Source organism: Lentzea sp. NPDC051838, from assembly GCF_040681245.1.
Classification (GTDB): domain Bacteria; phylum Actinomycetota; class Actinomycetes; order Mycobacteriales; family Pseudonocardiaceae; genus Lentzea.
The window spans coordinates 162,878-177,046 of the sequence record NZ_JBFAYI010000002.1 but is presented as its reverse complement, the minus strand read 5'-3'; the positions used below and the strand labels follow the sequence as shown (position 1 = coordinate 177,046).

11 protein-coding genes and 1 pseudogene are annotated in these 14,169 nt (G+C 67.9%); 1 reads left to right on the top strand and 11 read right to left on the bottom strand.

What is annotated here, in order from left to right:
* Positions 1–47 precede the first annotated feature (47 nt).
* The 3 genes from AB0M24_RS06780 to AB0M24_RS06770 all read right to left on the bottom strand — a co-directional run bounded on the left by AB0M24_RS06780 (position 48) and on the right by AB0M24_RS06770 (position 3,644).
* Entirely contained in the window at positions 48–1,226 is a 1,179-nt protein-coding gene (locus AB0M24_RS06780) for a S8 family peptidase (protein WP_363761940.1), read from the bottom strand.
* Positions 1,227–1,334: 108 nt separating this feature from the next.
* On the bottom strand, positions 1,335–2,408 hold the full coding sequence (locus tag AB0M24_RS06775; RefSeq protein ID WP_363761938.1) for a S8 family peptidase: 1,074 nt from the start codon (positions 2,406–2,408) through the stop codon (positions 1,335–1,337).
* 72 nt (positions 2,409–2,480) lie between these two features.
* On the bottom strand, positions 2,481–3,644 hold the full coding sequence (locus tag AB0M24_RS06770) for a S8 family peptidase (protein WP_363761936.1): 1,164 nt from the start codon (positions 3,642–3,644) through the stop codon (positions 2,481–2,483).
* Positions 3,645–3,823: 179 nt separating this feature from the next.
* On the opposite strand from AB0M24_RS06770, the gene AB0M24_RS06765 reads away from it, so the two are divergent.
* Positions 3,824–4,723 carry a hypothetical protein gene (locus AB0M24_RS06765; RefSeq protein WP_363761934.1) on the top strand — a complete coding sequence of 300 codons (900 nt, stop codon included), beginning with the start codon at positions 3,824–3,826 and terminating at the stop codon, positions 4,721–4,723.
* Here AB0M24_RS06765 and AB0M24_RS06760 read toward each other — a convergent pair.
* The 8 genes and pseudogenes from AB0M24_RS06760 to AB0M24_RS06725 all read right to left on the bottom strand — a co-directional run bounded on the left by AB0M24_RS06760 (position 4,663) and on the right by AB0M24_RS06725 (position 14,128).
* Positions 4,663–5,469 (bottom strand): alpha/beta hydrolase, encoded by an 807-nt coding sequence (locus AB0M24_RS06760; RefSeq protein WP_363761932.1) that lies wholly within the window; start codon positions 5,467–5,469, stop codon positions 4,663–4,665. The genes AB0M24_RS06765 and AB0M24_RS06760 overlap by 61 nt on opposite strands.
* Before the next feature lie 12 nt (positions 5,470–5,481).
* On the bottom strand, positions 5,482–6,621 hold the full coding sequence (locus AB0M24_RS06755; protein WP_363761930.1) for an acyl-CoA dehydrogenase family protein: 1,140 nt from the start codon (positions 6,619–6,621) through the stop codon (positions 5,482–5,484).
* Positions 6,618–8,450 carry a biotin carboxylase N-terminal domain-containing protein gene (locus tag AB0M24_RS06750; protein ID WP_363761928.1) on the bottom strand — a complete coding sequence of 611 codons (1,833 nt, stop codon included), beginning with the start codon at positions 8,448–8,450 and terminating at the stop codon, positions 6,618–6,620. The genes AB0M24_RS06755 and AB0M24_RS06750 overlap by 4 nt, the downstream gene beginning before the upstream one ends.
* A 5-nt stretch (positions 8,451–8,455) precedes the next feature.
* The gene (locus AB0M24_RS06745; protein WP_363761926.1) at positions 8,456–10,006 is read right to left on the bottom strand and encodes an acyl-CoA carboxylase subunit beta; all 1,551 of its coding nucleotides are present in this window, start codon (positions 10,004–10,006) and stop codon (positions 8,456–8,458) included.
* Positions 10,006–11,121, bottom strand: a complete 1,116-nt coding sequence (locus AB0M24_RS06740) for an acyl-CoA dehydrogenase family protein (RefSeq protein ID WP_363761924.1) — start codon at positions 11,119–11,121, stop codon at positions 10,006–10,008. Before AB0M24_RS06740 ends, AB0M24_RS06745 begins: the two co-directional genes overlap by 1 nt.
* Positions 11,118–12,625: pseudogene (locus tag AB0M24_RS06735) on the bottom strand (acyclic terpene utilization AtuA family protein). The gene AB0M24_RS06740 and the pseudogene AB0M24_RS06735 overlap by 4 nt, the downstream one beginning before the upstream one ends.
* Positions 12,626–12,815: 190 nt before the next feature.
* Positions 12,816–13,550: a TIGR03084 family metal-binding protein gene (locus AB0M24_RS06730; protein ID WP_363761922.1), complete on the bottom strand. Its 735-nt coding sequence runs from the start codon at positions 13,548–13,550 to the stop codon at positions 12,816–12,818.
* Positions 13,547–14,128, bottom strand: a complete 582-nt coding sequence (locus tag AB0M24_RS06725) for a TetR/AcrR family transcriptional regulator (RefSeq protein WP_363761920.1) — start codon at positions 14,126–14,128, stop codon at positions 13,547–13,549. The genes AB0M24_RS06730 and AB0M24_RS06725 overlap by 4 nt, the downstream gene beginning before the upstream one ends.
* Positions 14,129–14,169: the final 41 nt, after the last annotated feature.

Below are 14,169 nucleotides of genomic sequence, written 5' to 3'. Positions count from 1 at the left end.
AACACGAAAAGGCCGCGACCGAAGCCGCGGCCTTCCCGATCAGAGACTCACGCGGTCGGCGCGAGGTACAGCAGTCGGTTCGGCGAACCGGAACCGGGGTTCGTCACCTTCGAAGGCGTCGACTGCGCGATCAGGTAGGAAGCCACCTGAGCGGGAGTCGCCGTCTTGTTCGTCGACAGGTACCGCGCCGCGGCACCGGCCACGTGCGGGGTCGCCATCGAGGTGCCCGAGATGGTGTTGGTGGCCGTGTCGTTGGTGTTCCACGCCGACGTGATGGCAGAGCCCGGCGCGAAGATGTCCAGCACCGAACCGAAGTTCGAGTAGGACGCGCGGGCGTCGGTGCGCTCGGTGGCGCCGACGGTGATCGCCTCGGTCACGCGGGCCGGCGAGAAGGTGCTCGCGTTGGCGTTCGAGTTGCCTGCCGCGACCGCGAAGGTCACGCCCTTGGCGATGGCGTTGCGGACAGCGGTGTCGAGCGTGGCGTTGGCGCCGCCACCCAGCGACAGGTTGGCGACCGCCGGCTTGACAGCGTTGGCACCCACCCAGTCGATGCCCGCCGCGACACCGGCGAGGGTGCCGGAGCCGTTGTTGTCGAGCACGCGGACCGCGACGACCTTGGCGGCCTTCGCGACGCCGTACTGCGAGCCCGCGATCGTGCCGGCGACGTGCGTGCCGTGGCCGTTGCCGTCCTGGGCAACGTTGTCGTTGTCCACGAAGTCCTTGCCGTTGGAAGCGCGACCACCGAACGTGGAGTGGCTGATGCGCACGCCGGTGTCGATGACGTACGCGGTCACGCCCGCGCCCGTCGAGGTGTAGCTGTACTTCTGGTCCAGCGGCAGGTTCTTCTGGTCGATGCGGTCGAGACCCCACGACGGCGGGTTCGTCTGCGTCGCCTGGACGTGCACGACCTGGTCGGCCTCGACGAACTCCACCGACGGGTCGGCGGCCAGGCGCTTGGCCTGCTTCTCGGTCAGCTTCACGTTGAAGCCGCCGAAGCTGGTGTACTCGCGCTCGACCGAAGCACCGAAGCGCGAGGCGAGAGCGTGCGAGTTCGTCTTGCCTTCCTTCAGCTTCACGATGAAGCTGCCGGCGATCTTCTCGGGAGAACCGAGCGACAGCACCTCTCCTTCAGCGGCGGAAGCAGAGGGGACCATCAGAACCGACAGGGCGAGAGTCGCCGCGCCGGCACCGGCCAGGAACCGGATCTTTCGCGTCATGATGTGCATTCCGTTCTTTGCAGGGGAACGAACACTTTCGACGCTATGGAGAGATCCGGTTCCTGCCAAGGGTGTCTTAGAACTTGGACGCGCTTGTCATTTCGAAACTTTCACGCTTCACAGAGATGGCGGCCAGTAAAGGATACGAGTGACGGGTGGCGTGCCGGGAGTACCCGTGGTAACCAATGCGCGCTCCACCATTGCGGGCGTGGCCGCGCGGTTGAACTCCAGGTAGCGCGCCGCCACACCGGCCGCGTGCGGTGCGGCCATCGAGGATCCGCTCAACGTCGCGGTCGCCGTGTCGTTGGTGTTCCAGGCCGACGGGATGCTCACGCCCGGCGCCCAGATGTCCACCAGCGGGCCGAAGTTCGACGACGGCGCCTTGGTGTCGGTCTGCGTCAACGCACCCACGCAGATCGCCTGCGAAACCCGTTGCGGGGAAGAGTTTCCCGGGTCGGTGTTGCTGCCGCCGGCCGCGACCGTGTACGAAACACCGGAGTCGATCGACTTCTTCACCGCGGTGTCGAGCGCGGCGGAAGCGCTGCCGCCCAACGACATGTTCGCCACGGCGGGCTTGACGGCGTTCTTCGTCACCCAGTCCACGCCCGCGATCACACCGGAGATCGTGCCCGAGCCCTGACCGTTCAGCACCCGCACACCCCACACGGTCGCGTGCTTGGCGACGCCGTACTTGGCACCCACGGCGATTCCCGCGACGTGCGTGCCGTGCCCGTTGTCGTCCTGCGCGATCGCGTCGTTGTCCACGAAGTCGTAGCCGTTCTTCGCCCGACCACCGAAGTCCGTGTGCGTCACGCGAATGCCGGTGTCGATGACGTAGATGTTCACGCCGCGGCCGGTGCTCGTGAAGGAGTACTTCTGGTCCAACGGCAACGCGCGCTGGTCGATCCGGTCCAGTCCCCAGGGCGGGTTGAGCTGCGTGCCGTTCGCGTGCACGATCCCGTCACGCTCCACATGGGACACGTTGGGATCGGCCTTCACGGCACGAAGCTGCGCAGCCGTCAGCCGCGCGCTGAAACCGTTGAGAACACTCGTGTACCGGTGCTCAACCGTGCCGCTGAACGACGACATGGCACCGTCTTTGTAGACCACGATGTAGGACGAGGTGGCCGCTGACGCAGGGGCGACCACGACAGCTGCCGCCAGGGCAGCGACTGCCAGCAGGGCTCTCACAGGCGGATTCCTTTCAGTGCAGGGAAAACGGCCCCGGTTCACAGGGAACCGGGGCCGCACATCTTCAGCCGGTCAGCTGGTCGGCGGCCAGTACAGGAGCCTGGTCGTCGTACCCGCACCGGGGTTGGTCACCTTGCCGTTGGTCGCGTTCGAGGTGATCGCGGCCGACACCTGCGCGGGCGTCACGTTGAAGTTGCCCTGCAGGTAACGAGCCACCACGCCGGCGACGTGCGGGGTCGCCATCGAGGTGCCCGAGATGGTGTTCGTGGCCGTGTCACTGGTGTTCCACGCGGACGTGATGTCACGACCGGGTGCGAACACGTCCACGACCGGACCGAAGTTGGAGAACGACGACCGCGCGTCGTTGCGGTCGGTCGAACCCACGGTGATCGCCGCCGCCACCCGTGCGGGCGAGGTGTTGGCAGCGTTGGTGTTCGCGTTGCCGGCCGCCACCGCGAACGTGACGCCGCGCGTGATCGCGCCCTGCACCGCGCTGTCGAGCGAGGCGTTCGCGCCGCCACCGAGCGACATGTTGGCCACCGCGGGCTTGACGTGGTTCGCGGCCACCCAGTTGATGCCCGCGTTGACCCCGGCGAGCGTGCCGGAGCCCTGGTTGTTCAGCACGCGCACCGCGATGATGTTCGCGTTCTTCGCCACGCCGTACTGCGATCCCGCGATGGTGCCGGCGACGTGCGTGCCGTGGCCGTTGCCGTCCTGCGCGATCGCGTCGTTGTCGACGAAGTCGCGGCCGTTCTTGGCGCGGCCGCCGAACGTCTGGTGCGAGATGCGGACACCGGTGTCGATGACGTAGGCGTTCACGCCGGAACCGGTGGTGTTGTAGGTGTAGCGCTGGTCGAGCGGCAGGTTGCGCTGGTCGATCCGGTCCAGGCCCCACGACGGCGGGTTGACCTGGGTGGCCTGGATGCTGAGCACCTGGTCGCGTTCCACGAACTCGACCGACGGGTCAGCGGCCAGTCTGCGTGCCTGGGCGTCGCTCATCTTGACCGAGAAGCCCTTGAAGGCGGCGTCGTAGACGTACCCGATCTGACCGCCGAACCGTGCACCGAGAGTTGCGGCACTCGCGGTGACTCCGTTGTCCTTCAACTTCACGACGAAGCTGCCGGGGATGTTCTGGACGCCCTGGAAGGTGAGGATCTCACCGACGGCCGCCTGCGCGGGTGCCGCGAAGGCGGCGACCATGACCGCCGAGCCCACCAGGATTGCTGTCTTGCGCATTGCGTAGTCCTGTTCGTCGCAGGGATGCTCAGGAACCCAATCGAGACTATTGGCGGCGTAATAGACCCGAGATCTGAACTTTCCGGGTTTGCCAGCGGCCCGAAACCGCCGATCGGCTGTACCGCGTTCCCTTTGCTGCCGATAGCCTTCCGATCTTGACTCCGTGAAACGGAGGCGTGATGCTGACGATTTACCCACCTCGCGAGGAGCTCGCCGACCTCTTGGTGACGGGTCCGTTCGCGGACGCGTTGCGGGTCGCGATCCAGGTTCGGGGTCTCAGTCTGGAACGGCTGCAGCACCGTCTGCGGGTGCGCGGCGCGCCGATCAGCGTGACAGCGCTGAGCTACTGGCAGTCGGGTCGCCGCAGACCCGAGCGGCCGGAGTCGCTGATGGCGCTGGCCCATCTGGAGGACGTGCTCGGCGTGCCGGAAGCCTCCCTGTCGAGGCTGCTGGGCCCACCACGGCCGCGCGGGCGTTCACGCAGGCGGGAGCTGTCGGCACGGGCGCCGTGGGACGGCTCGGGGCTGATCCTGACCGCCCAGCACGACAGGGTGGACGTCGCGTCCTGCGGCGGGGTGCGCGGCGTCCGGTCGCGTCAGGTCATGCAGGCGACGTCAGCCGGCGTGGACCGCTGGATCCTGTGCCACGAGAGCGGATCAGCACTGCCCGCGCTGACCGCGGTCCGCTCGTGCCGGGTCGGCAGGGTGGCCCGCGAGCGCACCAACGGCGTGCTCGTCGCGGAGCTGTTGTTCGACGAACCGATCTCCCCCGGCGACTCGATCGCGATCGAGTACGAATTGATCTATCCACATCCGACGGTCGAGCACTCGCATTTCCGCCGGTTCGCGGAACGGGTGCACGACTACGTGCTGGAGATCAAATTCCAGTCCCCTCCCGCTACCTGCGAGCAATTCGCGTCCGGTCCGGCGGGGACGGAAATGTTCGGCGGCGCCCGCCCGGCCCCGATCGACACCTGGGGCTACGCGCACGCCGCCGCGCTCGACTTCGGTCCCGGTCTCTACGGGATGCGCTGGACGGCGCCCGCGAACGCCTCGGAGTCGTCCAGCCAGGGTGCGTGACCGGCGCCGGCCTGGATCACGAGCCGCGCGTGCGGGAGCAGTTCCGCGTACTCGTGCGCGCGGTTGAGCGGGATCGCGACGTCGACCTCGCCGAACAGCAGAAGCGTTGGCACGTCAAGGGTTTTGAGTGCCGCGCGGGTCGCTTCGGGGTCGAGCGCACCCTCGGCGTAGAACTGCTCGGCGGCTACTTCGTTGGTCGCGTGGTCGTCCTCGACCTCGTCCGCTCCACGACCGCGCCAGAACGGGGCGATCGTGTCGAACGCCTCGGGTGTCGCGTCGCCCGCCCAGATCTGCTCGAACCCCTTGATGGCCTCGGGGTACCAGGGTTCGTCGCTGCGGCTGTACGCGATCGTCCGACGGTCGTCGTCGGTGACGTCGATGCCGACGACGCGCGGGCTCGGTGCGATGAGGACGAGTTCCTCGACGTGCTGCGGGTATCGCGTCGCGTAGAGGATCGCGAGTGATCCGCCCGCGGAGTGGCCGAGCAGCCGGATCTTCTCGAGCCCGAGGTGGCGGCGAAGCGCTTCCACGTCCTCGACCTGGCGGTCCGCGCGGTAGGTCTCGAGCGGTGCTTCCTCGGACTCGCCGGTGCCGCGCAGGTCGAGCCGGAGCAGGTTGTCGAGCGGAAGTGCCGCGAGGTAGGCCGATGCCGTCATCGGCCCGCCCGGCAGGCAGATCAACGGATCTGAACCGGACGGGCCGTGGAACGCGAGCTTCGTGCCGTCGTACGAGTTGAAAGTCCCCATGCGGGGAGTCTCTCAGTAGGACCGCGGCAGTTTCAGCGAGTTCTGCGCGACGAAGTTCAACACCATCTCCCTGCTGACGGGCGCGATGCGGGACAGCCGGGACATGCCGAGCATGGACGCCAGCCCGAACTCGGTGGTGAGCCCGTTGCCGCCGTGCGTCTGGATCGCCTGGTCGACCGCGGCCGCGATGGCCTCTCCCGCCGCGTACTTGGCCATGTTGGCGGCCTCTCCGGCCTCCTTGTCACGACCGCTGTCGTACAGCGCGGCGGCCTTCTGCGTCATCAGCCGGGCCAGCTCGATCTCGATGTGGATCTTCGCGAGCGGGTGCGCGAGACCCTGGTGCGACCCGATCGGGTTCTCCCACACCTTGCGCTGCTGGGCGTAGGTGACGGCCTTGTTCATCGCGAGGCGCGCCGAGCCGGTGGCCATGCTCGCGCCCATGATCCGTTCGGGGTTGAGACCGGCGAACACCTGCAGCAGGCCCTGGTCCGGCGAGCCCACGACGGCGTCGGACGGCAGCCTGACGTCGTCGAAGAACAGCGTGAACTGCTTCTCCGGCACGACCAGGTCCATCTCGATCTGGTGCCAGGTGAAGCCCTCGGCATCAGTCGGCACGACCACGAGCACCGGCCCGGTCTGCTGGATCGCGACCACGAGCACGGCGTCGACCTCGTCGATGCCGGAGATGAACGTCTTGGTGCCCTTGAGGATCCAGTCGTCACCGTCGCGCTTGACGTGCGTGCGCAGCTGGTGCGAGTTCGATCCCGCGTCCGGCTCGGTGATCGCGAACGCCATCTTCAGCGTGCCGTCCGCGAAACCGGGCAGCCACCGGGACTTCTGCTCCTCGGTGCCGAACCGGGCGATCACCGTGGCGCAGATCGCCGGGCTGACGACCATGAGCAGCAACGGACATCCGGCCGCGGCCAGCTCCTCGCACACCGCCGCGAGGTCACCGATGCCGCCGCCACCGCCGCCGTACTCCTCGGGCACGGCCACGCCGAGGTAGCCGAGCTTGCCGGCTTCCTCCCACAGCTCGGTGGCCTTCTCCCCCGACTTGGCCTTGGCGAGGAAGTACTCGTTGCCGTACTTGGCACCCAGCTCGGACACGGCCTTGCGGAGCGCGATCCGCTCCTCGGACTCGACGAAGCTCACTGTTCCTCCACTACGGCCAGGACGTCGCCGGCGTTGACCTGTTGTGCTCGCTCGACGAAGAGCTCGGTGACGGTGCCCGCGTTGTTCGCGAGCACGCGGTGTTCCATCTTCATGGCTTCCAGGACGAGAAGCTCCTGTCCCGCTGCCACTGTGTCGCCCTGGCTCACTGACACGCGGACGACCGTGCCGGGCATCGGGGCGATCGTGGCGCCCGGTGCGAGCTTCGTCTCCGGTTCGGGGAAGCGCGGCACTGCTTTCAGGGTGACGGATCCACGCGGCGAGTCGACCTCGACCAGGTCGCCGTACCTCGCCACCTGGAAGGGCGTCCTGACACCCGCCAGGTCCAGGATCACCACGTCCGGCGTGGCCTGCTTCGGGTCGTACTCGACCTCGATCTCGGTTTCCCCGAACAGGAACTTCGTCTTCGGCTGCTGGGAGCGGACGTTGCGCCAGCCGAGCGGGAGGTGCCCGAGCTTCCGGGTGGCCGCCTGAGCGAGTGCGGCGGCGAGCGCAAACGGTTGCGGGTCAACGGTTCGGGTGAAGTCGTGCTCGGTCAGGAAGCCGGTGTGCGTGTCGCCGTCGAGGAAAGCGCCGTTCTGGAGGATGTCCACGAGCAGCTGGCGGTTGGTCACCAGGCCGTGGATCCGAGCGCTTTCCAACGCCGTCGCGAGCTTGCGGGCGGCAGCGGCGCGCGTCGGTGCGTACGCGATCACCTTGGCCAGCATGGGGTCGTAGAAGACGGAGATCTCGGAGCCGTCCTCGACGCCGCTGTCCAGCCTGATGTCACCGGGCACGTGGAACCGGTGCAGCGTGCCGCTGGCCGGGCGCCAGTCGTTCGCGGGGTCCTCGGCGTACAGCCTGACCTCGATGGCATGCCCCTGCGGTTCCGGGGTTTCCCTCGGCAGTTCGGCGCCTTCGGCGATGCGGAGCTGCCACTCGACGAGGTCCACGCCGTGCACGAGCTCGGTGACCGGGTGCTCGACCTGCAGCCGGGTGTTGACCTCCAGGAAGTGGAAGTCCTCGCCCTTCAGCATGAACTCGACGGTGCCCGCGCCGACGTACCCGATCGACTCGGCCGCTGCCGTCGCGGCAGCGAACAAGCGCTTGCGGATGTCGTCGGTGACGGCCGGGCTGGGCGACTCCTCAACGATCTTCTGGTGCCGGCGCTGGATCGAGCACTCGCGTTCGCCGAGCGCCCAGACCGTACCGTGCGTGTCGGCGAGGATCTGCACCTCGACGTGCCGGGCGTGCTCCAGCAACGGCTCGCAGAACACCGTCGGATCACCGAAGGCCGACTCGGCTTCTCTGCGTGCACTGGCCAGTGCGTCAGCGAACTCGGCTTTTTCGCGGACGATTCGCATGCCGCGTCCGCCACCGCCCGCCGATGCCTTGATCAGCACGGGGAACTCGGTGACGGTCTCGGGGTCGAGCTCCGGCAGCGTCGGCACACCCGCCGCGGCCATCCGCTTCTTCGCGGCGACCTTCGAGCCCATCGACTCGATCGAGTCCGGTTCCGGGCCGACCCAGGTCAGGCCCGCCGCCTGGACCTTCCTGGCGAAGTCGGCGTTCTCCGACAGGAACCCGTAGCCGGGGTGAACGGCGTCCGCTCCGGCCTTCGTCGCCGCCTCGACGATCAGGTCGGCGCGCAGGTAGGTCTCACTCGGCGTCGAACCCGGCAGGTTGACCGCGAAGTCGGCCTCCGCGACGTGCGGCGCGTTGGCGTCCGGGTCGGAGAACACCGCGACCGTGCGGATTCCGTCGGCCTTGCAGGTGCGGATGATCCGGAGGGCGATCTCGCCGCGGTTGGCGATCAGGAGAGTCTTGATCACGGGTCTCACATCCGGAAGACGCCGAAGCCGTCGGCGCCCTTGATCGGTCCGCTGTGGACAGCGGAGAGGCACAGGGCGAGAACGGTTCTGGTGTCGCGCGGGTCGATCACGCCGTCGTCGTACAACTTCCCGGACAGGAACGGCGCGAGCGACTGCTCCTCGATCTGCGCCTCGACCATCTTGCGCATGGCGGCGTCGTGCTCCTCGTTGTACTCCTGGCCCTTCGCCATGGCGGCCTGCCGTCCGACGATCGAGAGCACGCCGGCGAGCTGCGCGGGGCCCATCACGGCCGACTTGGCGTTGGGCCAGGTGAACAGGAAGCGCGGGTCGTACGCCCTGCCGCACATGCCGTAGTTGCCCGCGCCGTAGCTGGCGCCCATGGTGATCGTCAGGTGCGGCACGCGGCTGTTGGACACCGCGTTGATCATCATCGAGCCGTGCTTGACGATGCCGCCCTGCTCGTACTGCGCGCCGACCATGTAGCCGGTGGTGTTCTGCAGGAAGACGAGCGGCGTGTCGCTCTGGTTCGCGAGCTGGATGAACTGCGTGGCCTTCTGCGACTCCTCGCTGAAGAGGACTCCTCTGGCGTTCGCGAGGATGCCGACCGGGTAGCCGTGAATCCTCGCCCAGCCGGTGACGAGGCTGTTGCCGTACAAGGGTTTGAACTCGTCGAACCGCGAGCCGTCGACGAGCCTCGCGATGACGTCCCTGGGGTCGAACGGCACCCGCTGGTCCTCGGAGACGATGTCCAGGATGCTGTCGGCGTCGAACTTCGGCTCTTCGACCGCTGCCGGTTCCGGGCCTTGTTTGCGCCAGTTCAGCCTGGCCACGACCCTGCGGGCGAGCCTGATCGCGTCGGTCTCGTCCTCGGCCACGAAGTCCGCGAGGCCCGACGTCGCGCCGTGCATGGTCGCGCCGCCCAGGCTTTCGTCGTCCGAGTCCTCGCCGGTCGCCATCTTGACCAGCGGCGGGCCGCCCAGGAACACCTTCGAGCGGTCCTTGACCATGATCACGTAGTCCGACATGCCCGGTACGTACGCACCACCGGCGGTCGCGTTGCCGAACACGGCCGTGATCGTCGGGATGCCGGCGGCGGAGAGTCGTGTCAGGTCGCGGAAAGCGCGGCCGCCGGGGATGAAGATCTCGCTCTGCGTCGGCAGATCCGCTCCGCCGGACTCGACGAGGCTGACCAGCGGCAGCCGGTTCTGCAGCGCGATGTCGTTGGCTCGCAGGGACTTCCTGAGCGTGTACGGGTTGGACGCGCCGCCGCGGACCGTCGGGTCGTTCGCGACGATCACGCACTCGACGCCCTCGATCCTGCCGATGCCCGTGACGACGCTGGCCCCGACCGGGAAGTCAGTGCCCCACGCGGCGAGCGGCGACAGCTCCAGGAACGGGCTGTCCTCGTCGACGAGCAGCTCGACCCGTTCGCGCGCGAGCAGTTTGCCGCGCTTGTGGTGCCGCTCGACGTACTTCGGTCCACCTCCTGCGAGCGCTTTGGCGTGCTCGGCGTCCAGCTGCGCGATCTTCGCGAGCAGCGCCTCCCTGTTGCCCATCAGGCGAACCCCAATCGTCGTGCCGCGAGCTCGGTCATCACTTCACTCGCCCCGCCCCCGATGCCGAGGATGCGGGCGTCCCGGTAGTGACGCTCCACTTCGGACTCCCGCATGTACCCCATGCCGCCGTGCAGCTGCACAGCGGCGTCAACGACCTCTGAACATGTTGTGACGGCCGCGTTCTTGGCGAAGCAGACCTCGGTGATCACGTCCTCGCCCCGGTTGATCCGCGCCGCGATCTCCCGCGTGTACGTCCGCGCGAGGTCGATCTTCTGCGCCATCTCCGCGAGCTTGTGCCCGACCACCTGCCGCTTGATCAACGGCTTGCCGAACGTCTCCCGGTTCCGCGTCCACTCCACGGTCAGGTCCAGAGCTCTTTGCGCCGTCGCGTACGCCTCGACGGCCATCGTGATCCGCTCGACCTGGAACTGCCGCATGATCTGCACGAAGCCCTGGTTCTCCTCGCCGACCAGGTTCTTCGCGGGGACCTTCACGTCGTCGAAGTGCAGTTCGGCGGTGTCGCTGCAGTGCCAGCCCATCTTGTCGAGCTTGCGCCTGGTGAACCCGTCCTCGATCACCAGCAGCGAGATGCCCTGGTAGCCCGGCTCTCCCGTCCTGACCGCCGTCGTGACGAAGTCCGCCCGGTACCCCGAGGTGATGAACGTCTTGGTGCCGTTGACGATGTAGTGATCGCCTTGTCTGGTCGCTCTGGTCTGGATGTTCGCGACGTCCGACCCCGCACCCGGCTCGGTGACCGCGAGGCTGCCGATCTTCTCGCCCCTGATCGCGGGCTTGGCGAACCGCTCGATCAGGTCGTCGTTCTGGCTCTGCCAGATGTGCGGGATCGCGATGCCGTGCGTGAACAGCGCCGCGATCAGCCCGCTCGACCCGCCGGCCTGGATGATCTCCTCGGTCAGCACGACCGTGTCGAGCAGATCACCGTCCTCGAACCCGACGGCCAGCAACCCGACCTTCGCGGCCTTCTCGTGCAGCTCGCGCGGCACCTCGCCGTTGTTCTCCCACTCGGCGATGTGCGGGACGATCTCCTTCTGCGTGAAGTCCCGGACGAGCTGGCGGAGCTCCTTGCGGTCGTCGTAGAGGTCTTTGGTGATCACAGCAGCGCCTCCGGAATCTCGACTTCCCTGCTGCGCAACCACTCACCGAGCGCCTTGGCCTGCGGGTCGAACCGCGTGCTGCTCGCCACCCCTTCGCCGAGCAGGCCGTGCAACACGAAGTTGAGCGCCTTGAGGTTCGGCAGCTCGTACCTGGTGACCTCTTGCGCCTCTGGCAGCAGTTCCTTGAGCTTTTCGGTGGTAAGGAAGGCGTTGAGCCACTCGTAGGACTGCTCTGTGCGTGCCCAGACTCCGAGGTTCGCGTCCCCGCCCTTGTCGCCGCTGCGCGCCCCGACGATCGTTCCCAACGGCTTCTTCACAGCAACACCGCCTTGGCACTGACCTCGTCGCGCTGCACGTACGCCGCCTTGTACACACCGAACGGTGTCCCATCGCTGGGCGGCGCCGTCACGTGGAACCCCGGATAGCTCGCCAGTGCCAGCTCGATCGCGGCCCGGCTGAACCCCTTGGCCCGCTTGGGATCCTTCGTCTTGATCGTCACGTGCAGCAGCGCGCTGGCCCGTTCTTCGGTGTCCGCGTCTCGGCGATCGGTCCTCGCGAGGGTCCAGGTGAGCCCCTCGTCCCCGATGGCTTCCTGCAGCTGCCGTTTCAGGAGATCGGCTTTGGCGTCGACGTCCAGTCCGGTGAGGACGAACGTGGTCGAGTTCCTGAAGCCGCCCAACGTGTTCAGGCACACCTTGAGCGTGTCCGGCGGCGGGCTTCCCTTGGTACCGCTGATCCGCACGCCCCTGGGGTGCTCGTCGAGCCTGATCGTGTCGAAGTGGGTCGTGACGTCCGGCCCGAGGTACTCCGGCGCCCCGATCTCGTACAGCAGCTGGGCCGTGACGGTGTCGATGGTGACCGCGCCACCCGTGTTGTCGTGCTTGGTGATCAGGCACGATCCGTCCTCGTCGATCTCGGCGATCGGAAAGCCCGGCCGGGTCACGTCGATCTCGGTGAAGAACGAGTAGTTGCCGCCCGTCGCCTGCGTCCCGCACTCCAGCACGTGCCCGGCGACGGTGGCTCCGGCGAGCTTGTCCCAGTCGTCTTTCGCCCAGCCGAAGTGAGCCGCCGCGGGGGCCACCACGAGGCTCGCGTCCGTCACTCGCCCGGTGACCACGACCTGTGCGCCTTGGTCGAGGCACTCCGCGATCTCCCACGCGCCGAGGTAGGCGTTGGCGGTCAAGGCTTCCGGGAATCGGCTCTTGAGATCGTCGCCAATGACATACCCGACCTTGGCGCCGAGTTTGCCGGCCAGCGCATCGGGGGCGAGTTCGCTGAGCTTGCGCGCGAGGGCTTCGGGATTGAGTCCACCTGCGTTGACGACGATCTTGACGCCCTTGTCGAGCGCCAGCGCCAGGCAGTCCTCCATCTGACGGAGGAACGTCTTCGCGTAGCCCAGCGAGGAATCCTTCATGCGATCCCGGCCGAGGATGAGCATGGTCAGCTCGGCGAGGTAGTCGCCGGTCAGGACGTCGAGCTGGCCGCCTTCCAGCTGCTCGCGCATCGCCGACAGCCGATCGCCGTAGAAACCCGACGCATTGCCGATCCTGATCACCGCTCGCCTCCCCGGGCCAGGCCAACCAACCGGTCAGTCCGGCCAACCAACCGGTCAGTTCCGCCAACCAACCGGTCAGTTCCGCCAACCAACCGGTCAGTCCGGCCAACCAACCGGTTAGTTCCGCCAACCAGCCCCATCACCGGCCACCTCCGGGCGGTCCCGCGAAGGCCTGCGCGATCGGCACCCACTCCTCCGCCACCGACCCGACAGCCTCGACCGCCAACTCCTTGCGGTTGCGCCGCTGCGTCACCAACCAGGCGAAGTCCAGCGCAGGCCCGGTGACCCGATCCGAAGCGTCCTCAGGCCCCCACGTCCACAGCTCACCCGAAGGCGCGGTCAGCTCGACCCGCACCGGAGCCTCGGGCACCGCCAACCCGTTGAGCAGGAACGCGAACCCCATCGCCCGCACCCCGATGTGGCACACGTGCCGGACTCGCGCGGTCGGCTCCCGCACCACACCCAGTGCGTCGAAAACGTCCTGCCCGTGCGCCCAGGTCTCCATGATCCGGGCGGTGACCATCGACGCCGGGCTCATCGGCGGCCCGAACCAGACGATCTTCCCGGAAGCCGAAGCCAGCGCCTCCTGCACCGCGGCACGGCTCGCGCGCCACAGCTCCAACAGATCCGGCAAAACCGCCGCCTCGGCCGCGGTCCGGTCCACGATGTCGCCGGCCAGCGGCTGGGCCTGGAAGGCCTCGGGATCGGTGATGGCCAGCAGGGCGGCCTTGTCCGTCCACATCAGATGCCCGATCTGGTGCCCGATCGTCCAGCCCTCGGCGGGCGTCGGCAGGGTCCAGTCCGGGGCGCCGGCCACCAGCGCGTCGAGTGAGCGCGACTCGGCTTCCAGGTCGACCAGCAGTTCCGTGATCACAGCTGCTCCTCCAGCATCCTCGCCCAGTAGCGCACGACGTGCGCCCGGCGCTTGGCGTCGTCGGCGAGCTGGTTGGCGAGCGCCAGCCCGCGCACAAGATCAAGGGTTGCCTGCACGGCGTCCTTCACACCCGGACGTGTGTCGTCGACCTCCAGCAGCTCCAACGCAAGCCCGTAGACCTCGCGACCCAACCGCGCCTGGAGCTCCAACACGAGCGAACGGAGTTCCGCGTCCGTGCGCGCGGCCACCCACAGCTCCAAAGCGGCGGTGAACAGGTCGCTCGCGTGGAAGTCCGCGATCAGCTCCACGACGGCGTGCGTGGTCTTCTCGGCCAGTGCGGCACGGCGCTTGAGCACCTCGACGCTCTCCGCGCCGACGTGTTCGACGGCCGCCGCCACCAGTTCGCCGCGGGTGCGGAAGTGGTGCAGTTGGGCGCCCCGCGACACCCCGGCACGTTCGGCGACCTCGGTGGTCGTGGTGCCTGACCAGCCCCGTTCCACCAGGCACTCGACCGTCGCCTCCATCAGCTTCCGCTTGGTCTCGCGGCTGCGGTCGGCCTGGCGTTGCCTCGTCTCCACGGGGTCGAGTGTTCCGGCCCACAAACAAACAGTCAAGCCTG

What these genes read in the sequence shown, in the direction of transcription:
- AB0M24_RS06780 (WP_363761940.1), bottom strand. Translation starts at nt 1,226, where the DNA reads ATGCACATCATGACGCGAAAGATCCGGTTCCTGGCCGGTGCCGGCGCG.
- AB0M24_RS06770 (WP_363761936.1), bottom strand. Translation starts at nt 3,644, where the DNA reads ATGCGCAAGACAGCAATCCTGGTGGGCTCGGCGGTCATGGTCGCCGCC.
- AB0M24_RS06765 (WP_363761934.1), top strand. Translation starts at nt 3,824, where the DNA reads ATGCTGACGATTTACCCACCTCGCGAGGAGCTCGCCGACCTCTTGGTG.
- AB0M24_RS06760 (WP_363761932.1), bottom strand. Translation starts at nt 5,469, where the DNA reads ATGGGGACTTTCAACTCGTACGACGGCACGAAGCTCGCGTTCCACGGC.
- AB0M24_RS06745 (WP_363761926.1), bottom strand. Translation starts at nt 10,006, where the DNA reads ATGGGCAACAGGGAGGCGCTGCTCGCGAAGATCGCGCAGCTGGACGCC.